Below are 19,667 nucleotides of genomic sequence, written 5' to 3'. Positions count from 1 at the left end.
GCAAAGCGCCCCGCGTCTTGAACGGGCGGCGTGATGCTGAACAAATACCCTCTGTGGAAATACGCACTGATCCTGGTGGTACTGGCGATCGGTTTCATTTATTCCGCTCCCAACCTCTACCCGGATGATCCGGCGGTGCAGATCAGCGGTGCCAGCTCGGCGCTGCAAGTCAACCAGGCCGACCTCGACCGCGTCAGCAAGGCACTGGTCGATGCCGGTATCACCGTCAAGGGCGCGAGCCTGGGTGAGAAGGGCAGTGGGCTGATTCGCCTGACCAACCAGGAAGATCAACTGCCAGCCAAGGATGTAGTGCGCAAGGCACTGGGCGATGATTACGTCGTGGCCCTGAACCTGGCCCAGACTACCCCGCAGTGGCTGCGTAACCTGGGTGCAAGCCCGATGAAGCTGGGCCTGGACCTGTCCGGTGGTGTGCACTTCCTGCTGGAAGTGGACATGGACAAGGCCATGAGCGCCCGCATGAAAGTCTACGAAGGCGAGGTCAAGACCTTGCTGCGCAAAGAGCGCATCCGCTACCGCAGCCTGCCGCAGCAGGATGGCGGTGTGATGCTGGGCTTCGCTGACGATGCTACCCGCGAACAGGCACGTGCCCTGATCCGCAAGAATTTCAATGATTTCGACCTGACCACCACCGAGCGCAACGAGCTTGCCGTGCTGCGTCTGGCGCTGACCCAGGCGAAAGTCGCCGAGATCCGCGAATACTCGATCAAGCAGAACCTGACCACCGTCCGCAACCGTGTGAACGAGCTGGGCGTGGCCGAACCGCTGGTGCAGCGCCAGGGCGCCAACCGCATCGTGGTCGAGCTGCCGGGCGTGCAGGACACTGCCGAAGCCAAGCGTATCCTCGGCAAGACTGCCAACCTGGAGTTCCGCTTCGGTGCCGAGCCGGGCGCTTCCAAGGCCACTACCGAGGTCTTCGAGTTCCGTGAAGGCAACCGTTCCGCCGCGGTCGAGCGTGGCCTGATCATCACCGGTGACCAGGTCACCGACGCCCAGGCCAGCTTCGACGAGCACGGCCGCCCGCAGGTGAACATCCGCCTGGATGGCCACGGTGGCGAGCTGATGAGCCGCGCGACCCGCAGCAACGTCGGCCGCAGCATGGCGGTGATCTTCATCGAGCAGAAGCCGGTCACCCGCTACGTCAAGCAGACCGTCGACGGCGTCGAGAAGGACGTTGCCGTACAGAGCTTCCAGGAAGAGAAGAAGATCATCAGCCTGGCGACCATCCAGTCGCCGCTGGGCAGCCAGTTCCGCATCACCGGCCTGAACGGCCAGGGTGAATCGTCCGAGCTGGCCCTGCTGCTGCGTGCCGGTGGTCTGGCTGCGCCGATGTACTTCGCCGAAGAACGTACCATTGGCCCAAGCCTGGGTGCCGACAACATCACCAAGGGTATCGATGCGTCGCTGTGGGGCATGCTGTTCGTCTCGCTGTTCATCATCGCCATCTACCGCGGCTTCGGCGTGATCGCCACCGTCGCCCTGGCAGGCAACATGGTGCTGCTGCTGGCGCTGATGTCGCTGCTGGGCGCCACCCTGACCTTGCCGGGTATCGCCGGTATCGTGTTGACCATGGGTATGGCGGTGGACGCCAACGTGCTGATCTTCTCGCGTATCCGCGAGGAGCTGAATGCCGGCATGTCGGTGCAGCGCGCCATTCACGAAGGCTTCAACCGCGCCTACACCGCGATCATCGACGCCAACCTGACCAGCCTGCTGGTCGGCGGCATCCTGTTCGCCATGGGTACCGGCCCGGTCAAGGGCTTCGCGGTCACCATGTCCCTCGGGATTTTCACCTCGATGTTCACCGCCGTCATGGTGACCCGTGCAATGGTCAACCTGACCTGCGGCGGGCGTGACATCAAGAAGCTGTGGGTTTGAGGGAGCTGCGATGAAAACCATCAACTTCATGGGCGTGCGCAATGTCGCGTTCGCCGTTACCGTGCTCCTCACCGTGCTGGCGCTGTTCAGCTGGTGGCAGAAGGGCCTGAACTTCGGCCTGGACTTCACCGGCGGTACGCTGATCGAGCTGACCTACGAGCGCCCGGCCGACCTCAAGGCGGTGCGTGCCGAGCTGGTCGAGTCCGGCTTCCACGAGGCCGTGGTGCAGAGCTTTGGCGCCACCACCGACCTGCTGGTGCGCATGCCGGGCGATGACCCGCAGCTGGGTGCCAAGGTTGGCGCGGCCTTGCAGAAGGCTGGCGGCGACAACCCGGCCACCCTCAAGCGCGTCGAGTTCGTCGGCCCGCAGGTGGGAGAAGAGCTGCGTGACCAGGGCGGCCTCGGCATGCTCCTGGCACTGGGCGGCATCCTCATCTACCTGGCGTTCCGCTTCCAGTGGAAGTTCGCCGTGGGTGCGATCGTCTCGCTGATCCACGACGTGGTGGTGACCCTGGGTATCCTGTCGTTCTTCCAGATCACCTTCGACCTGACGGTGCTGGCGGCGGTGCTGGCGATCATCGGCTACTCGCTGAACGACACCATCGTGGTGTTCGACCGGGTGCGTGAGAACTTCCGCGTGATGCGCAAGGCCTCGCTGATCGAGAACATCAACGTCTCGACCACCCAGACCCTGCTGCGCACCATTGCCACCTCGGTTTCGACCTTGCTGGCGATCGCCGCGCTGCTGTTCTTTGGTGGCGACAACCTGTTCGGCTTCTCCCTGGCGCTGTTCATCGGTGTCATGGCCGGTACCTACTCGTCGATCTACATCGCCAACGTGGTGCTGATCTGGCTGAACCTGAACAGCGAAGACCTGATCCCACCGGCGAAGAACGAAGGCGTGGATGACCGCCCCTAAGGCTTAGCCCTACGCCGTTCGGCGGCCAAAAAGGCGCGAGTGTTGAACTCGCGCCTTTTTTTTTGCTCCAAGGCTTGGAGAAAGCAGGTTAGCCCTGCAGGTACAACAGGAGGTTCATGTGAACAAATCAATGCTCGTAGGCGCTGTGTTGGGTGCTGTCGGTGTTACTGCCGGAGGTGCTGTCGCCACCTACAGCTTGGTGAACAAGGGGCCTGAATACGCCCAGGTCACCGACGTGCAACCGATCAAACAGCAGATCAAGACGCCGCGTGAAGTGTGCAAGGATGTCGCCGTGACCCGCCAGGCGCCGGTCAAGGACCAGCACCAGATCGCCGGTACCGTGGTCGGTGCCCTGGCCGGTGGCCTGCTGGGCAACCAGATCGGCGGCGGCACCGGCAAGAAGATCGCCACCGTGGCCGGTGCGGTCGGTGGTGGTTATGCTGGCAACAAGGTGCAGGAAGGCATGCAGCAGCGTGACACCTATACCACCACGCAAACCCGCTGCAACACGGTCAACGACATCAGCGAGAAGGTCGTTGGGTACAACGTGAAGTACACCCTCGGCGACAAGGCCGGGCAGGTGAAGATGGATCATGAGCCGGGTTCGACCATTCCTGTGGACAAGAATGGCAAGCTGATCCTGAGCGAAGCCGGGCAGTGATCTGACTATTCCTGTGCTGGCTTCTTCGCGGGCAAGCCCGCTCCCACAGGTATGATGCAGGTCTCAAGGTTTGTGCTGTACCTGTGGGAGCGGGCTTGCCCGCGAAGGGGCCGGCACAAGCAGCGCTAAGCCATCAGGCAAAAAAAAGCACCCCGAGGGGTGCTTTTTTTTGCCTGCAATCCGCGCTTAGCGCTTCATGTGCTCTGGCAGGTGCGGCTGGATAGCGGTCAGTACGGCCTTGAAGCACTTGATGTTGCCTGCAACGATGTGGCCTTTGTCGAGGAAGTCGTGGCCACCGTTGAAGTCGCTCACCAGGCCGCCGGCTTCCTGGATCAGCAGTACGCCCGCCGCCATGTCCCACTCGGACAGGCCCGACTCCCAGAAGGCGTCGAAGCGGCCGGCAGCCACGTAGGCCAGGTCCAGGCTGGCGGAGCCGGCGCGGCGGATGCCGGCGGTCTGGCCAGTCAGGGCGCGGAACATGCCCAGGTAGTTGTCCATGTCAGCCATCTGGTTGTCACGGAACGGGAAGCCGGTGCCCAGCAGGGCGCCTTCCAGGCTGGTGCGCGAGCTGACGCGCAGGCGGCGGCCATTGAGCTGGGCGCCACGGCCACGGCTGGCGGTGAATTCTTCCTGGCGAACCGGGTCGACGATCACGGCGTGCTCGAGGCGGCCACGGTATTTGCAGGCGATGCTGACAGCGAAGTGGGGGATGCCACGCAGGAAGTTGGTGGTGCCGTCCAGCGGATCGATGATCCACAGGTAGTCCTTGCCTTCTTCGCCGGTGCCGGCGTGCAGGCCGGTTTCTTCACCTTGAATGGAGTGGTTCGGGTAGGCCTTGCGCAGGGCGTTGACGATGCTCTGCTCGGCGGCGCGATCCACTTCGGAGACGTAGTCCTTGGCCTCTTTCTCGTCGACCTTGATGCTATCCAGGCGTTCGATGGAGCGGAAAATCAGTTCACTGGCGCTGCGAGCGGCGCGCAGGGCGATATTCAGCATAGGCTGCATGGGCGGGTCACCTGGAGATGTTAAAGAAGAAAGCCGAACATTCTAGCAGAAAAGTTTGGCGGCAGAAGTGTCACATTTGCTTTCATGGCGTTACGCTGGTCGGTTCTGTAAGATCGATTTCCCCCAAACCTGCATCTGTGAGCACAACACCTTGCTGCAAAATATTCGTGTTGTTCTGGTCAATACCAGCCACCCCGGCAACATCGGCGGCGCTGCGCGTGCCATGAAAAACATGGGCTTGTCGCGTCTGGTGCTGGTGCAGCCAAAAGAGTTCCCGTCCGGCGACGCCACCGCGCGTGCCTCGGGCGCCGACGACATCCTGGCCAGTGCCCAGGTGGTCGACAGCCTTGAAGACGCGCTGGTCGGCTGCAGCCTGGTCATGGGCACCAGTGCCCGTGAGCGCAGCATCCCCTGGCCGTTGATCGACCCGCGCGAATGCGGGGCCAAGGCCGTGGAGCACGCCAGCGGCGGTGAAGAGATCGCCCTGGTGTTCGGGCGCGAGCACGCCGGCCTGACCAACGAAGAACTGCAGCGATGTCACTTCCACGTGCACATTCCCTCGAACCCCGACTTCAGCTCGCTGAACCTTGCCGCCGCGGTCCAGGTGCTCTCCTACGAGGTGCGCATGGCCTGGCTGGCAGCCGAAGGCGCGCCTTCGAAAGTCGAGAAGTTCGACGCCAACTCGCTGCGCAGCAACGAGCTGGCGACCATGGACGAAATGGAGCTGTTCTATGAACACCTGGAGAAAACCCTGGTGGACATTGGCTTCCTCGACCCTGAGAAACCCAAGCACCTGATGCCGCGCCTGCGCCGGCTGTACGGGCGCAGCTCGGTCAATCGTTCGGAAATGAGCATTTTGCGCGGCATCCTCACCGAGACCCAGAAGGTCGTACGGGGCGAGCCGCATAAACGGAAGGACTGACAGATGTTCGAGCGTCTGCGTGAAGATATCCAGAGCGTATTCCATCGTGACCCGGCGGCGCGCAACGCCTTCGAGGTGCTGACGTGCTACCCCGGCATGCACGCCATCTGGCTGCACCGCCTGGGCAATGCCCTGTGGAAGCGCGACTTCAAGTGGCTGGCCCGGCTGGTGTCGAACTTCGGCCGCTGGCTGACCGGTATCGAGATCCACCCCGGTGCGACCATTGGTCGGCGCTTCTTCATCGACCACGGCATGGGCATTGTCATCGGCGAAACCGCCGAGATCGGTGATGATGTCACCCTTTACCAGGGCGTCACCCTGGGCGGTACCAGCTGGAACAAAGGCAAGCGCCACCCGACCCTGGAGAACGGCGTGGTGGTAGGGGCGGGCGCCAAGGTGCTCGGCCCGTTCACGGTCGGTGCCGGGGCCAAGATCGGTTCCAATGCGGTGGTGACCAAAGCGGTGCCGGCGGGTGCCACTGCGGTTGGCATCCCGGGGCGGATCATCGTCAAGAGCGAAGACAGCGAAGTCGAGGCCAAGCGCAAGGCCATGGCCGAAAAGATCGGTTTCGATGCCTACGGCGTCAGTGGCGACATGCCGGACCCGGTGGCCCGCGCCATCGGGCAGATGCTCGACCACCTGCAGGCCGTCGACGAGCGCCTGGAGGGCATGTGTGGCGCGCTGACCAAGATGGGCAGTGACTACTGTGCCAAGGAGCTGCCGAAGCTGCCGGAAGATGACTTCGCGGTCGAAACCCAGGCTGCCCAGCGCGACACTCAGTCGCATTGATTGCGCCGCGGTGAATTCACTCTGACATATGGGGCGTGTGCTCACGCCCCTTTTGCTGCTACACTCGCGCCCGCCTCCCCGTTGCAAACCCGACTAAAGCAGTAGGTCTAATAGTTGACTTAAATGCTCGGGAATCGCATACTCGCACACATCCCGTAACTCCCGTGGTACCCATTAGCCATGCGACTGACTACCAAAGGCCGATACGCCGTCACTGCCATGCTCGACCTGGCATTGCACGCGCAGCATGGGCCGGTGTCTTTGGCCGACATTTCCGAGCGCCAGGGCATTTCCCTCTCTTATCTGGAACAGCTGTTCGCCAAGCTGCGCCGCAGCAGCCTGGTCTCCAGCGTGCGCGGTCCGGGCGGGGGCTACCAGCTGTCGCGCGGCATGGAAACCATCCAGGTGGCCCAGGTCATCGACGCGGTCAACGAATCGGTCGATGCCACCCGTTGCCAGGGCCTCGGGGATTGCCATGCCGGTGACACCTGCCTGACCCACCACCTGTGGTGCGACCTCAGCCAGCAGATCCACGAATTCCTCAGCGGCATCAGCCTGGCCGACCTCGTCATGCGCCGTGAAGTGCAGGAAGTCGCCCAGCGCCAGGACCTGCGGCGTGTCGCAGGCCGTACCGCCCAGCTGGACAAGATTGAGACGTCAGCCGTCGACTGACCTTTTGCAGTGACGAGCGACGCCACCGCCTGATAGGAGATATCCATGAAGTTGCCGATCTACCTCGATTACTCCGCTACCACGCCGGTCGACCCTCGCGTCGCCCAGAAGATGGCCGACTGCCTGCTGGTCGACGGCAACTTCGGTAACCCGGCCTCGCGTTCCCACGTGTTCGGCTGGAAGGCCGAGGAAGCGGTCGAGAACGGCCGTCGCCAGGTCGCCGAGCTGATCAACGCCGACCCGCGCGAAATCGTCTGGACCAGCGGTGCCACCGAGTCCGACAACCTCGCCCTGAAAGGCGTGGCGCACTTCTATCAGACCAAGGGCAAGCACATCATCACCTCCAAGATCGAGCACAAGGCGGTCCTGGACACCGCTCGCCAGCTCGAGCGTGAAGGTTTCGAAGTCACCTACCTGGAACCGGGCGAAGACGGCATCGTCACCCCGGCCATGGTCGAGGCCGCCCTGCGCGACGACACCATTCTGGTCTCGCTGATGCACGTGAACAACGAAGTCGGCTCGATCAACGACATCGCCGCCATCGGTGAACTGACCCGCTCGCGCGGCGTGCTGTTCCACGTCGACGCCGCTCAGTCGGCCGGCAAGGTCGAAATCGACCTGCAGAAGCTGAAGGTCGACCTGATGTCGTTCTCCGCGCACAAGGTCTACGGCCCCAAAGGTATCGGCGCGCTGTACGTCAGCCGCAAGCCGCGCGTGCGCCTGGAAGCCATCATTCACGGCGGTGGCCATGAGCGCGGCATGCGTTCGGGTACCCTGCCGACCCACCAGATCGTCGGCATGGGCGAGGCCTTCGCCATTGCCAAGCAGGAAATGGCCGCCGAGAACGTGCGCATCAAGGCCCTGAGCGACCGCTTCTTCAAGCAGGTCTCGGACCTCGAAGAGCTCTACGTCAACGGCAGCAAGACTGCCCGCGTGCCGCACAACCTGAACCTGAGCTTCAACTACGTCGAAGGCGAGTCGCTGCTGATGTCCCTGAAGGACATCGCCGTATCGTCCGGTTCGGCCTGTACCTCCGCTTCGCTCGAGCCGTCGTATGTACTGCGCGCTCTGGGCCGCAACGACGAGCTGGCGCACAGCTCGATCCGCTTCTCCTTCGGCCGCTTCACCACCGAAGAAGAAGTCGACTACGCCGCGCAGCAAGTCTGCATGGCCGTTAACAAACTGCGTGAGCTGTCGCCGCTGTGGGACATGTACAAAGACGGCGTTGACATCTCCAAGATCGAGTGGGCCGCCCACTAAGCAGTCGCCGGCAAGAGCGGCTCCCTGATGAGGAAGGAATTGCACCATGGCATACAGTGAAAAGGTCATCGACCACTACGAAAACCCACGCAACGTCGGCAAGATGAATGCCGAGGACCCGGATGTCGGTACCGGCATGGTCGGCGCCCCAGCGTGCGGTGACGTGATGCGTCTGCAGATCAAGGTCAACGAGCAAGGCATCATCGAAGACGCCAAGTTCAAGACCTATGGCTGCGGTTCGGCCATCGCCTCCAGCTCCCTCGCCACCGAGTGGATGAAGGGCAAGACCCTGGACGAAGCCGAAACCATCAAGAACACCCAACTGGCGGAAGAACTGGCGTTGCCGCCAGTGAAGATCCACTGCTCGGTACTCGCCGAAGATGCCATCAAGGCAGCCGTTCGCGACTACAAGCAGAAGAAAGGCTTGATCTAAGCCGCCCGTTGCAAGGTAAGACTGAAGGAGTTCCGATGGCTATCAGCATGACAGAAGCCGCCGCCAACCACATTCGCCGCTCCCTCGACGGGCGCGGCAAGGGTGAGGGCATTCGCCTGGGCGTGCGCACCACCGGCTGCTCGGGCCTGGCCTACGTGCTGGAGTTCGTCGACGAGCTCGCCGCAGAGGACCAGGTGTTCGAGAACCATGGCGTCAAGGTGATCATCGATCCCAAGAGCCTGGTCTACCTCGACGGCACCGAGCTGGACTTCGTCAAGGAAGGGTTGAACGAAGGCTTCAAGTTCAACAACCCCAACGTGCGCGGTGAGTGTGGCTGCGGCGAAAGCTTCAACGTCTGAGGCTGGCCGTGGGTACTCCTTGTCATTTCGCTCTGTTTGACCTCCAGCCCTGCTTCCGCCTGGACCTCGACAAACTGGCCACTCGCTACCGCGAGCTGGCCCGCGAGGTCCATCCGGACCGCTTCGCCGACGCCTCCGAGCGCGAGCAGCGGGTGGCGCTGGAAAAGTCCGCGGCCCTCAACGACGCCTACCAGACCCTGCGCAGTGCGCCGCGCCGTGCCCGCTACCTGCTGGCCATCGGTGGCCACGAAGTGCCTCAGGAAGTCACGGTCCATGACCCTGACTTCCTGTTGCAGCAGATGCAGTGGCGCGAAGAGCTCGAAGAGCTGCAGGACGAAGCCGACCTCGATGGCGTGGCCGTGTTCAAGAAGCGCCTGAAGGCTGCTCAGGACACGCTCAACGAGGATTTCGCCGCCTGCTGGGATGTGCCTGCCGAGCGCGACAAGGCCGAGCGCCTGATGCGCCGCATGCAGTTCCTCGACAAGCTCGCCCAAGAAGTGCGCCAACTGGAAGAGCGCCTCGACGATTAACCCGGTGTCGCCCGTGATGACGCCTAAGGTATTCAGATAAGCATGGCCCTACTGCAGATCGCCGAACCCGGTCAAAGCCCTCAGCCGCACCAGCGCCGCCTGGCGGTGGGGATCGACCTGGGTACCACCAATTCTCTGGTCGCTGCCGTGCGCAGCGGTCGCAGCGAGCCCCTGCCCGATGCGCAGGGCAACGTCATTCTGCCGTCGGCAGTGCGTTACCTGGCTGGCCACAGCGAAGTCGGCCTGGCCGCGCGCGAAGCGGCCTCCAGCGACCCGCTGAACACCGTGCTGTCGGTCAAGCGCCTGATGGGCCGTGGCCTGGCTGACGTCAAGCAGCTCGGCGAGCAACTGCCGTACCGCTTCATCGGCGGCGAGTCGCACATGCCGTTCATCGACACCGTCCAGGGGCCGAAAAGCCCGGTGGAAGTGTCTGCCGACATCCTCAAGGTGCTGCGCGAGCGTGCCGAAGCCACCCTGGGCGGTGAGCTGGTGGGTGCGGTGATCACCGTGCCGGCCTATTTCGACGACGCCCAGCGCCAGGCCACCAAGGATGCCGCGCGCCTGGCCGGCCTGAGCGTGCTGCGCCTGCTCAACGAGCCGACCGCCGCTGCCGTGGCCTATGGCCTGGACCAGAACGCCGAAGGCCTGGTGGCCATCTATGACCTGGGTGGCGGTACCTTCGATATTTCCATCCTGCGCCTGACAGCCGGTGTGTTCGAAGTGTTGGCGACCGGTGGCGATACCGCCCTGGGTGGCGACGATTTCGACCACGCCATCGCTGGCTGGATCATCGAGCAGGCCGGCCTGTCCGCCGACCTCGACCCGGCCACCCAGCGCCAGCTGCTGCAGGCCGCCTGCGCCGCCAAAGAGGCCCTGACCGATGCTGATAGCGTCAGCGTCAGCCATGGCGCCTGGCAGGGCGAGCTGAGCCGCGCCGCCTTCGAAGCCATGATCGAGCCGCTGGTTGCCCGCAGCCTGAAAGCCTGCCGCCGCGCCGTGCGCGACAGCGGTATCGAGCTGGAAGAGGTGGGTGCCGTGGTGATGGTCGGTGGTTCGACCCGCGTGCCGCGTGTGCGTGAGGCGGTGGGCGCGTTGTTTGACCGCACCCCGCTGACCTCGATCGACCCGGATCAGGTGGTGGCCATCGGCGCCGCCATCCAGGCCGATACCTTGGCTGGCAACCGCCGCGAAGGTGGCGAACTGCTGCTGCTCGACGTCATCCCGCTGTCCCTGGGCCTTGAGACCATGGGCGGGCTGATGGAGAAGGTGATTCCGCGCAACACCACCATTCCGGTGGCCCGCGCCCAGGAATTCACCACTTATAAAGATGGCCAGTCGGCCATGATGATCCACGTCCTGCAGGGTGAGCGCGAGCTGATCAGCGACTGTCGCTCCCTGGCGCGCTTCGAGCTGCGCGGCATTCCGGCCATGGTGGCCGGCGCCGCCAAGATTCGCGTGACCTTCCAGGTGGATGCCGACGGCCTGCTCAGCGTTGCCGCCCGTGAACTGGGCTCGGGCGTGGAAGCCAGCATCCAGGTCAAGCCGTCCTACGGCCTGACCGACGGCGAGATTGCCCGCATGCTCAAGGACTCCTTCGAGCACGCAGGCGTAGACAAGCAGGCGCGCCAGCTGCGCGAGCACCAGGTCGACGGCGAACGCCTGCTCGAAGCGGTGCAGGGCGCCCTGGATGCCGACGGCGAGCGCCTGCTCAGCGAAGACGAGCGGGTCGCCATCGAATACCAGATGCAAGAATTGCGTGATTTGCTCAGCGGCACCGATGGCGCGGCCATCGAGCAACAGACCAAGCGTCTGTCGCAGGTGACCGATGCCTTTGCCGCCCGTCGCCTTGATTCGACGGTCAAAGCCGCACTGGCCGGGCGCAACCTGAATGAGATCGAGGAGTAACCGATGCCCCAGGTGATTTTCCTGCCGCACGAGAAGTTCTGCCCGGACGGGCTGGTGGTTGAGGTGGAGCCAGGGACCAACATCCTGGAACTGGCCCACGAGCACCACATCGAGATGGAAAGCGCCTGTGGTGGTGTGTGCGCCTGCACCACCTGCCACTGCATCGTGCGCGAAGGCTTCGACTCGCTCGAGGAAGCCGACGAGCTGGAAGAGGATATGCTGGACAAGGCCTGGGGCCTGGAGGCGCAATCGCGCCTGGCCTGCCAGGTGATCGTCGGTGAGGACGACCTCACCATCGAGATTCCGAAGTATTCGCTCAACCACGCTGCCGAAGCGCCGCACTGAGGTTTGCCCCATGAGCCTGAAATGGATTGATGTACTTGAGATCGCCATCCAGCTTGCGGAAAGCAAGCCGGACGTCGATCCTAAATATGTGAATTTCGTCGATCTGCACCGCTGGGTGCTGGCCTTGCCAGAGTTCAGCGACGATCCGTCACGTGGCGGTGAGAAAGTGCTCGAGGCCATCCAGGCGGCCTGGATCGAAGAAGCCGACTAAGCGTGACGCTGCAGGTTAGGCAATCCCCTGGAACCCGCGTATAATTCGCGGGTTTAATTTTTCGTAACACTCATATTCTGGAGTTTTCCATGGCTGTTCAACGTACTTTCTCGATCATCAAGCCTGACGCCGTTGCCAAGAACGTGATCGGCAAGATCACCACCCGCTTCGAAGAAGCTGGCCTGAAAATCGTTGCCTCGAAAATCAAGCAACTGTCCAAAGCCGAAGCCGAAGGCTTCTACGCCGAGCACAGCGCTCGTGGCTTCTTCGGTGACCTGGTTGCCTTCATGACTTCCGGTCCGGTCGTCGTTCAGGTTCTGGAAGGCGAAAACGCCATCGCTCTGAACCGTGAACTGATGGGCGCCACCAACCCTAAAGAAGCTGCTCCAGGCACCATCCGTGCTGACTTCGCCGAGTCGATCGACGCCAACGCCGTTCACGGTTCGGACTCCGAAGCTGCTGCTGCTCGCGAAATCGCTTACTTCTTCGCTGCTACCGAGGTAACCACTCGCTAAGCGAAAGCTTAAGGGTGAAGGTGAATCCATGACGACATCTACCGGCAAAATCAACCTGTTGGGGCTGACCCTGCAGGAAATGGAACAGTTCTTCGACTCGATCGGGGAGAAGCGCTTTCGCGCCGGCCAGGTGATGAAGTGGATTCACCATTTTGGCGTCGACGATTTCGCCGCCATGACCAATGTCGGCAAGGTCCTACGCGAAAAGCTCGAGGCCGTTGCCGAGATTCGGGGGCCTGAGGTGGTCAGCGAAGACATTTCCGCCGACGGTACCCGCAAGTGGGTGGTTCGCGTTGCCTCCGGCAGCTGTGTCGAAACCGTCTACATCCCCACCGACGACCGCGGCACGCTCTGCGTTTCGTCGCAAGCCGGCTGTGCCCTGGACTGCAGCTTCTGCTCCACCGGCAAGCAAGGCTTCAACAGCAACCTCACCGCCGCCGAAGTGATCGGCCAGGTGTGGCTTGCCAACAAATCCTTCGGGACCGTCCCTGCCAAGATCGACCGCGCGATTACCAACGTGGTGATGATGGGCATGGGCGAGCCTCTGCTGAATTTCGACAATGTCATCGCCGCCATGAAGATCATGATGGAAGATCTCGGCTATGGCATTTCCAAGCGTCGCGTCACCCTGTCCACCTCGGGCGTGGTGCCGATGATCGACGAACTGGCCAAGCACATCGACGTCTCCCTGGCGCTGTCGCTGCACGCGCCGAACGACGAACTGCGCAACCAGCTGGTACCGATCAACAAGAAGTACCCGCTGAAGATGCTGCTCGAGTCGTGCATGGGCTACATGTCGACCCTGGGTGGCAAGCGTGTGCTGACCATCGAGTACACCCTGCTCAAGGATGTCAACGACCAGCCTGAGCACGCGGCACAGATGATCGAGCTGCTGCGCGACGTACCGTGCAAGATCAACCTGATCCCGTTCAACCCGTTCCCGCACTCCGGCTACGAGCGGCCGAGCAACAACGCGATCCGGCGCTTCCAGGATCTGCTGCACCACGGCGGTTTCAACGTCACCACCCGTACCACCCGTGGCGACGACATCGACGCCGCGTGTGGCCAGCTGGTCGGCCAGGTCAACGACCGTACCCGCCGCAGCGAGCGCTACATCGCCGTCCGCCAGCTGTCCGCTGACGCCGAGCTGCAAGACAGCGCCGTGCGCCACTGAGTACGGCCTTGCCATGACCCTGCGCGCCGCGCTGTCGATCCTTGCGCTTTCGCTGCTGGCCGGCTGCGTGTCGGGCGGCGCGAGCGACCCCCTGGCCAACCGCCAGGGGCGCACGGAGGCGGGGCGGGCGTTTACGCAACTTGGCCTGGGATATTTGCAACAAGGTTTGACCGAACAGGCCAAGGCCCCGTTGGGCAAGGCCCTGGCGCTGGATGCCGGTGACGCTGACGCCCACACGGCCCTGGCCCTGGTGTTCCAGGCCGAAGGTGAACCTGCCCTGGCCGAGGCACACTTCAAAAAAGCGCTGGCTTCCCGCCCGGGCGACGCGCGAATTCGCAACAACTACGGCAGTTTCCTATATGCTCAGCAACGTTTTGCCGAAGCCGAGCAGATGTTTCGCCTGGCCAGTGCCGATACCCTGTATCCTGAACGTTCGCGGGTGTTCGAGAACCTTGGCCTGACGGCCCTGAAGCTCGACGATCGCGACCAGGCACATGCGTATCTGACCAAGGCCCTGCAACTTAACCGGCGCCAGCCCAGAGCGTTGCTGGAAATGGCTGAGTTGTCCTACGAAAACAGGCATTATGTGCCGGCCCGTGACTACTACGATCGTTTCAGCCAGTTGAGCGATCACAACGCCCGTAGCCTTCTGCTGGGCAGCCGCCTTGCCCGGGTGTTCGACGAGCAGGGCACCCTGGCCGATGTGGGTCAGCAATTACAACGACTTTATCCCGGTACGCCGGAATATCAGCAATACCTGTCGGAGCAACGATGAAAGCCGCGCATCCCGAAGTAGCAGCAGCGACTGGCCAGAACCCCGGTGAGCTGTTGCGCCAGGCCCGCGAGAAACGCGAGTGGTCGCAAGCCGAGGTGGCCCGCAAGCTCAACCTCACCGTAAGTTCGCTGAACCACGTGGAAACCGGCGCCTTCGACAAGCTGCCCGGGCACACGTTCGCCCGTGGTTACATCCGCGCCTACGCCAAATTGATGGACATGGACCAGGCTCCGCTGGTCGAGGCGTTCGACCAGTACACCGGCACTCACGCCAAGGGCAGCGAAGTGCATTCGCTGGGGCGAATCGAAGAGCCGGTGCGTCTTTCGCACAACATCATGCGCGGTGTCACCTTGTTGCTGCTGGTCGCCGTGGTCGGCGGCAGCTTCATCTGGTGGCAGGACCAGGGCAGCCTGAAGGGCAAGGACCTGGCCAAGATCGCCCTCGAGCACGTAGAAGTCGAAAGTGCCGACGGCACCACCCAGATCCACCCGCTGGACGAGCCTGAAGACCAGGCCGTGACGGCAGGCCAGCAGCCTGAAAGCGCGCCGCTGCCGCTGGAACAGGCCCCTGCCGAGGCAGCTGCCGAAACCACCGGCGAAGCCGCGCCGGCCGCTGCTGCACCTGTTCCTGCTCCGGTTCAGCAGGCACCGGTCCAGCAGGCACCGGTCCAGACTGTCGCGCCAGCCCCGGCCCCTGCGGCTCCGGTCGCACCGGCCGCACCAGCGGCCAGCGTGCCCGCCGTCGCCGCCGCCGAGCCTGCCGCCCCTGCGGCCGTGCCGGCTGGCAGCGCCAAGGTTGCAATCCAGTTCACCGCCGATTGCTGGACCCAGGTGTCCGATGGCAACGGCAAGGTGCTGTTCAGCGCCATCAAGCGCAAGGGGGACAACCTCGAGCTGACCGGCAAGCCGCCATTCGCGGTACGCCTGGGCTTTGCCCGTGGCGCCCAGGTCAGCTACAACGGCCAGGCCGTCGATGTTGCCCCGTTCACCAGTGGCGAGACCGCTCGCCTGAAGTTGGGACAGTAAGTCATGCACGGCGAATCTCCGATCAAACGTCGCGAATCCCGCAAAATCTGGGTCGGCAATGTGCCGGTGGGTGGTGATGCCCCCATCGCGGTGCAGAGCATGACCAACACCGACACCAACGATGTCATGGCCACCGTGGCGCAGATTCAGCGCCTGGTCGATGCCGGTGTCGACATCGTCCGCGTCTCGGTGCCGGACATGGACGCCGCCGAGGCGTTCGGCAAGATCAAGCAGCTGGTCAGCGTGCCGCTGGTTGCCGATATCCATTTCGACTACAAGATCGCCCTGCGCGTGGCTGAGCTTGGCGTCGATTGCCTGCGCATCAACCCGGGCAACATCGGCCGTGAAGACCGCGTGCGCGCGGTGGTCGACGCCGCCCGCGACCGCGGCATCCCGATCCGCATCGGCGTCAACGCCGGTTCCCTGGAAAAGGACCTGCAGAAGAAGTACGGCGAGCCGACCCCGGCCGCGCTGGTCGAATCGGCCCTGCGTCACGTCGAGCACCTCGACCGCCTGGACTTCCAGGACTTCAAGGTCAGCGTCAAGGCCTCCGACGTGTTCATGGCCGTCGAAGCCTACCGCCTGCTGGCCAAGCAGATCATCCAGCCGCTGCACCTGGGCATCACCGAAGCCGGTGGCCTGCGCTCGGGGACGGTGAAATCCGCCGTCGGCCTCGGTATGCTGCTGGCCGAAGGCATCGGCGATACCATCCGTATCTCGCTGGCGGCTGACCCGGTCGAGGAAGTGAAGGTCGGCTACGACATCCTCAAGTCGCTGCACCTGCGTTCGCGTGGCATCAACTTCATCGCCTGCCCGAGCTGCTCGCGGCAGAACTTCGATGTGGTCAAGACCATGAACGAGCTGGAAGGCCGCCTGGAAGACCTGCTGGTACCGCTGGACGTGGCGGTGATCGGTTGCGTGGTCAACGGCCCGGGTGAAGCCAAGGAGTCCCACGTGGGGCTGACCGGCGGTACGCCGAACCTGGTCTACATCGACGGCAAGCCGGCGCAGAAGCTGACCAATGACAACCTGGTCGATGAGCTGGAGAAGCTCATCCGCCAGAAAGCGGCCGAAAAGGTCGAGGCTGACGCGGCGCTGATCGCCCGCAGCTGACACACAGATTCGTAAGGACTTTTCGTGAGCAAATCGCTGCAAGCCATCCGTGGCATGAACGACATCCTGCCAGAGCAGTCGCCGCTCTGGCGCTACTTCGAAGGCACCGTCGCCGGCCTGCTGGACACCTACGGGTACAGCCAGATCCGCACGCCGATCGTCGAGTTCACCGAGCTGTTTAAGCGCTCGATCGGTGAAGTCACCGACATCGTCGAAAAAGAGATGTACACCTTCGAGGACCGCAACGGCGATTCGCTCACCCTGCGCCCTGAAGGCACCGCCGCCTGCGTGCGCGCTGTGCTGGAGCATGGCATCACCGGCAACGGCCAGGTGCAGAAGCTCTGGTACATCGGCCAGATGTTCCGCCACGAGCGCCCGCAGAAGGGCCGCTACCGCCAGTTCCACCAGATTGGCGTTGAGGTGTTCAACCTGGACGGCCCGGACATCGACGCCGAGCTGATCATGCTGACCTGGCGCCTGTGGGGCCTGCTGGGCATCCAGGACGCAGTCAAGCTCGAGCTCAACAGCCTGGGCACCAGTGAAGCCCGTGCCCGCTACCGTGACGCGCTGGTCGAGTTTCTCTCGGCGCGCCTGGAGCAGCTCGACGAAGACAGCCAGCGCCGCCTCAAGAGCAACCCGCTGCGCATCCTCGACAGCAAGGACCAGGGCACCCAGGCGGTGCTGGTCGGCGCGCCGAAGCTGGAAGACTACCTGGACGAAGATTCCCGCGTGCACTTCGAGGGCCTCAAGGCGCGCCTCGATGCCGCCGGCATCCCGTTCGTGATCAACACCAAGCTGGTACGTGGCCTGGACTACTACAGCAAGACCGTGTTCGAGTGGGTGACCGACAAGCTCGGCGCCCAGGGCACCGTGTGTGCCGGTGGCCGTTACGACGGCCTGGTCGAGCAGATGGGCGGCAAGCCGACCACTGGCGTTGGTTTCGCCATGGGTATCGAGCGCCTGATCCTCCTGCTGGAAACCCTCGGCAAGGTCCCGGAGTCGATCAACCGCACCATCGACGTCTACCTGTGCGCCTTTGGCGAGCAGGCGGAACTGGCTGGCCTGCGCCTGTCCGAAGGCCTGCGCGACCGCCTGCCGGGCCTGCGCCTGGCGGTCAATGCCGGTGGTGGCAGTTTCAAGAGCCAGTTCAAGAAAGCCGACAAGAGCGGCGCGCTGTTCGCCCTGATCCTCGGCGACGACGAGCTGGCCAAGCAAGAGATCGGCTTGAAGCCCCTGCGTGGTCAGGGCGAACAACAGAACATTGCCTGGGATGCTCTGGCTGAGCACCTGGAAACCGCGATCGCTCAGGCGTAACGCGGTTCAACAAGCGAATAGGCGAAAAGGAGTATTGGGGTGTCGAGTACCGATGATGAACTGGCAGGGGTCAAGGACTGGTGGAACCGCAACGGCAAGCCGCTGCTGACCGGTGCCCTGCTGGCTGGCGTGGTGGTGTTGGGCTGGAATACCTGGCACAAGTACCAGAACAACCAGTCGCAAGGTGCCTCGCAGCTGTATCAGGCTTTGCTTGAGACCAGCCTGACGCCGAATGGCCAGCCCGACGCGACCAAGGTCGCGGAACTGGCCGGCAAGCTCAAGAGCGAGTTCGGCGGTACGGCGTACGCCCAGTACGGCAGCCTGTTCGTGGCCAAGGTCGCGGTCGAGAGCGGCAAGCTCGACGACGCCGCTGCCGAGCTGAAGAGCGTGCTGGACAAGCCGGCCGACGTCACCCTGGGTGAAATCTCGCGCCAGCGCCTGGCGCGCGTGCTCGCCGCCCAGAACAAGGCCGAAGAGGCCCTCAAGCTGCTCGACGGCGACGCTGACAAGGCGTTCCTGGCCAGCCGTGAAGAGTTGAAGGGTGACCTGCTGGTGCAACTGGGTCGCGGCGACGATGCCCACAGTGCCTACGAAAAAGCCAAGGCCGCGCTGTCTGACGAAGCAGCGGTCGGTGGCCTGCAACTGAAGCTGGATGACCTGGCCAAAGGGGACGCGTAAGTGATCGGTTGGAAACAAGCAGCAGTGCTGACCCTGGCCGTGCTGGCCGCAGGTTGCAGCAGCAACAGCAAGAAGGAACTGCCTCCGGCCGAGCTGACCAAGTTCACCGAAGAAGTGGTACTGAAAAAGCAGTGGAGCCGTTCGATCGGTGACGGCCAGGGTGAAACCTACAACACCCTGGTTCCGGCCATCGAGAACGACCGCATCTACGCCTCCGACGTCAACGGCGAAGTCTTCGCCCTCGACCGCATCACCGGTGACGTGGTGTGGAAAAAGGACCTGGACAAGCCGGTTTCCGGCGCGGTCGGTGTCGGCTATGGCCTGGTCATGCTCGGCACCCTGAAGGGTGAAGTGATCGCCCTGGACTCCAGCACCGGTGAGGAGCGCTGGAAGGCGCGCGTCACCAGCGAAGTGCTGGCTCCGCCCGCCAACAACGGTGACGTGGTGGTGGTGCAGACCCAGGACGACCGCCTGATCGGCCTGGACGCCGCCACTGGCGACCGCCGCTGGATCTACGAAAACACCCCGGCCGTGCTGACCCTGCGTGGCACCGGTGCGCCGATCGCCACCAACCGCCTGGCCGTCGCCGGCCTGTCCACCGGCAAGGTGGTGGCGGTGGACATCAACAACGGTGTGCCGGTGTGGGAGAGCCGCGTGGCCATCCCGCAGGGCCGTTCCGAGCTGGACCGCGTGGTCGACATCGACGGTGGCCTGCTGCTGTCCGGTGGTACCCTGTACGTCAGCACCTACCAGGGCCGCGTCGCGGGCCTGGACCTGGAAAGCGGCCGCGTGCTGTGGCAGCGCGATGCTTCCAGCTACGTGGGTGTCGCCCAGGGCTACGGCAACGTCTATGTCAGCGAAGCCACCGGTACCGTTGAAAGCGTCGACGAGCGCTCTTCCAGCGCCCTGTGGACCAACGATTCGATGGCCCGCCGCCAGCTGACCGCGCCTGAAGTGTTCTCCAGCTACGTGGCGGTGGGTGACTTCGAGGGTTACCTGCACCTGCTGAGCCAGGTCGATGGCCGTTTCGTCGGCCGTGAGCGTATCGACAGCGATGGCCTGCGCGCCCGCCCACTTGTGGTCGGCGACACCATCTACGTCTACGGCAACAGCGGCAAGCTCGAGGCACTGACCATCCGCTGAAGCTATGCTTGAAGCCTTGCCGG

22 protein-coding genes are annotated in these 19,667 nt (G+C 63.5%); 21 read left to right on the top strand and 1 reads right to left on the bottom strand.

From position 1 onward, the window contains the following. The first annotated feature begins 33 nt into the window (after nucleotides 1-33). The 3 genes from secD (at nucleotide 34) to CAF78_RS15290 (ending at nucleotide 3,476) form a co-directional block, all read left to right on the top strand. A complete protein-coding gene (gene secD / locus CAF78_RS15300) occupies nucleotides 34-1,896 on the top strand; it encodes a protein translocase subunit SecD (protein WP_085673714.1) in 1,863 nt (620 codons plus the stop codon). Nucleotides 1,897-1,906: 10 nt separating this feature from the next. Further along, the gene (secF, locus tag CAF78_RS15295) at nucleotides 1,907-2,815 is read left to right on the top strand and encodes a protein translocase subunit SecF (RefSeq protein ID WP_085673712.1); all 909 of its coding nucleotides are present in this window, start codon (nucleotides 1,907-1,909) and stop codon (nucleotides 2,813-2,815) included. 118 nt (nucleotides 2,816-2,933) lie between these two features. Next, nucleotides 2,934-3,476, top strand: coding sequence for a glycine zipper 2TM domain-containing protein (locus tag CAF78_RS15290; protein WP_085673710.1), 543 nt, complete (start codon nucleotides 2,934-2,936; stop codon nucleotides 3,474-3,476). Nucleotides 3,477-3,662: 186 nt separating this feature from the next. On the opposite strand, the gene suhB is transcribed toward CAF78_RS15290, so the two are convergent. Beyond that, entirely contained in the window at nucleotides 3,663-4,481 is an 819-nt protein-coding gene (gene suhB / locus CAF78_RS15285; RefSeq protein ID WP_085673708.1) for an inositol-phosphate phosphatase, read from the bottom strand. Nucleotides 4,482-4,632: 151 nt separating this feature from the next. Between suhB and trmJ the strand changes: the two genes are divergently transcribed. The 18 genes from trmJ (at nucleotide 4,633) to bamB (ending at nucleotide 19,644) form a co-directional block, all read left to right on the top strand. Beyond that, on the top strand, nucleotides 4,633-5,403 hold the full coding sequence (gene trmJ, locus CAF78_RS15280; RefSeq protein WP_085673706.1) for a tRNA (cytosine(32)/uridine(32)-2'-O)-methyltransferase TrmJ: 771 nt from the start codon (nucleotides 4,633-4,635) through the stop codon (nucleotides 5,401-5,403). 3 nt (nucleotides 5,404-5,406) lie between these two features. Beyond that, nucleotides 5,407-6,192, top strand: a complete 786-nt coding sequence (gene cysE, locus CAF78_RS15275) for a serine O-acetyltransferase (protein WP_027920283.1) — start codon at nucleotides 5,407-5,409, stop codon at nucleotides 6,190-6,192. Nucleotides 6,193-6,372: 180 nt separating this feature from the next. Beyond that, on the top strand, nucleotides 6,373-6,864 hold the full coding sequence (iscR, locus tag CAF78_RS15270) for a Fe-S cluster assembly transcriptional regulator IscR (RefSeq protein ID WP_008092572.1): 492 nt from the start codon (nucleotides 6,373-6,375) through the stop codon (nucleotides 6,862-6,864). 45 nt (nucleotides 6,865-6,909) lie between these two features. Next, a complete protein-coding gene (locus tag CAF78_RS15265) occupies nucleotides 6,910-8,124 on the top strand; it encodes an IscS subfamily cysteine desulfurase (protein ID WP_027920282.1) in 1,215 nt (404 codons plus the stop codon). Nucleotides 8,125-8,170: 46 nt separating this feature from the next. Then, the gene (gene iscU, locus CAF78_RS15260) at nucleotides 8,171-8,557 is read left to right on the top strand and encodes a Fe-S cluster assembly scaffold IscU (RefSeq protein ID WP_007929523.1); all 387 of its coding nucleotides are present in this window, start codon (nucleotides 8,171-8,173) and stop codon (nucleotides 8,555-8,557) included. 35 nt (nucleotides 8,558-8,592) lie between these two features. Beyond that, nucleotides 8,593-8,916, top strand: a complete 324-nt coding sequence (gene iscA / locus CAF78_RS15255; RefSeq protein ID WP_023630636.1) for an iron-sulfur cluster assembly protein IscA — start codon at nucleotides 8,593-8,595, stop codon at nucleotides 8,914-8,916. Between the two features lie 8 nt (nucleotides 8,917-8,924). Further along, the gene (hscB, locus tag CAF78_RS15250) at nucleotides 8,925-9,446 is read left to right on the top strand and encodes a co-chaperone HscB (protein ID WP_027920280.1); all 522 of its coding nucleotides are present in this window, start codon (nucleotides 8,925-8,927) and stop codon (nucleotides 9,444-9,446) included. Nucleotides 9,447-9,488: 42 nt separating this feature from the next. Further along, on the top strand, nucleotides 9,489-11,351 hold the full coding sequence (gene hscA, locus CAF78_RS15245; RefSeq protein WP_085673704.1) for a Fe-S protein assembly chaperone HscA: 1,863 nt from the start codon (nucleotides 9,489-9,491) through the stop codon (nucleotides 11,349-11,351). A gap of 3 nt (nucleotides 11,352-11,354) precedes the next feature. After that, nucleotides 11,355-11,696: an ISC system 2Fe-2S type ferredoxin gene (fdx, locus tag CAF78_RS15240; protein ID WP_054887566.1), complete on the top strand. Its 342-nt coding sequence runs from the start codon at nucleotides 11,355-11,357 to the stop codon at nucleotides 11,694-11,696. 10 nt (nucleotides 11,697-11,706) lie between these two features. Continuing rightward, complete coding sequence (gene iscX, locus CAF78_RS15235; RefSeq protein WP_027920277.1) at nucleotides 11,707-11,907, top strand: Fe-S cluster assembly protein IscX; 201 nt, start codon at nucleotides 11,707-11,709, stop codon at nucleotides 11,905-11,907. Nucleotides 11,908-11,996: 89 nt separating this feature from the next. Beyond that, a complete protein-coding gene (gene ndk / locus CAF78_RS15230; protein ID WP_011532343.1) occupies nucleotides 11,997-12,422 on the top strand; it encodes a nucleoside-diphosphate kinase in 426 nt (141 codons plus the stop codon). Nucleotides 12,423-12,450: 28 nt separating this feature from the next. Further along, a complete protein-coding gene (gene rlmN / locus CAF78_RS15225) occupies nucleotides 12,451-13,596 on the top strand; it encodes a 23S rRNA (adenine(2503)-C(2))-methyltransferase RlmN (RefSeq protein WP_027920276.1) in 1,146 nt (381 codons plus the stop codon). Between the two features lie 13 nt (nucleotides 13,597-13,609). Then, nucleotides 13,610-14,371, top strand: a complete 762-nt coding sequence (gene pilW / locus CAF78_RS15220) for a type IV pilus biogenesis/stability protein PilW (protein WP_085673702.1) — start codon at nucleotides 13,610-13,612, stop codon at nucleotides 14,369-14,371. Then, nucleotides 14,368-15,396 (top strand): RodZ domain-containing protein, encoded by a 1,029-nt coding sequence (locus tag CAF78_RS15215; protein ID WP_085673700.1) that lies wholly within the window; start codon nucleotides 14,368-14,370, stop codon nucleotides 15,394-15,396. The genes pilW and CAF78_RS15215 overlap by 4 nt, the downstream gene beginning before the upstream one ends. 3 nt (nucleotides 15,397-15,399) lie before the next feature. Then, the gene (gene ispG / locus CAF78_RS15210) at nucleotides 15,400-16,509 is read left to right on the top strand and encodes a flavodoxin-dependent (E)-4-hydroxy-3-methylbut-2-enyl-diphosphate synthase (protein WP_027920273.1); all 1,110 of its coding nucleotides are present in this window, start codon (nucleotides 15,400-15,402) and stop codon (nucleotides 16,507-16,509) included. Nucleotides 16,510-16,533: 24 nt separating this feature from the next. Then, nucleotides 16,534-17,823, top strand: coding sequence for a histidine--tRNA ligase (hisS, locus tag CAF78_RS15205; RefSeq protein WP_085673698.1), 1,290 nt, complete (start codon nucleotides 16,534-16,536; stop codon nucleotides 17,821-17,823). A 39-nt stretch (nucleotides 17,824-17,862) separates the two neighbouring features. Further along, complete coding sequence (locus tag CAF78_RS15200) at nucleotides 17,863-18,501, top strand: tetratricopeptide repeat protein (protein WP_085673696.1); 639 nt, start codon at nucleotides 17,863-17,865, stop codon at nucleotides 18,499-18,501. After that, nucleotides 18,502-19,644, top strand: a complete 1,143-nt coding sequence (bamB, locus tag CAF78_RS15195; RefSeq protein WP_085673694.1) for an outer membrane protein assembly factor BamB — start codon at nucleotides 18,502-18,504, stop codon at nucleotides 19,642-19,644. It begins immediately after the preceding gene. The last annotated feature ends 23 nt before the right edge of the window (nucleotides 19,645-19,667 follow it).

It is taken from the genome of Pseudomonas sp. R28(2017), assembly GCF_002112505.1.
Lineage (GTDB): Bacteria > Pseudomonadota > Gammaproteobacteria > Pseudomonadales > Pseudomonadaceae > Aquipseudomonas.
This window is presented reverse-complemented; position numbering and strand designations above follow the sequence as displayed.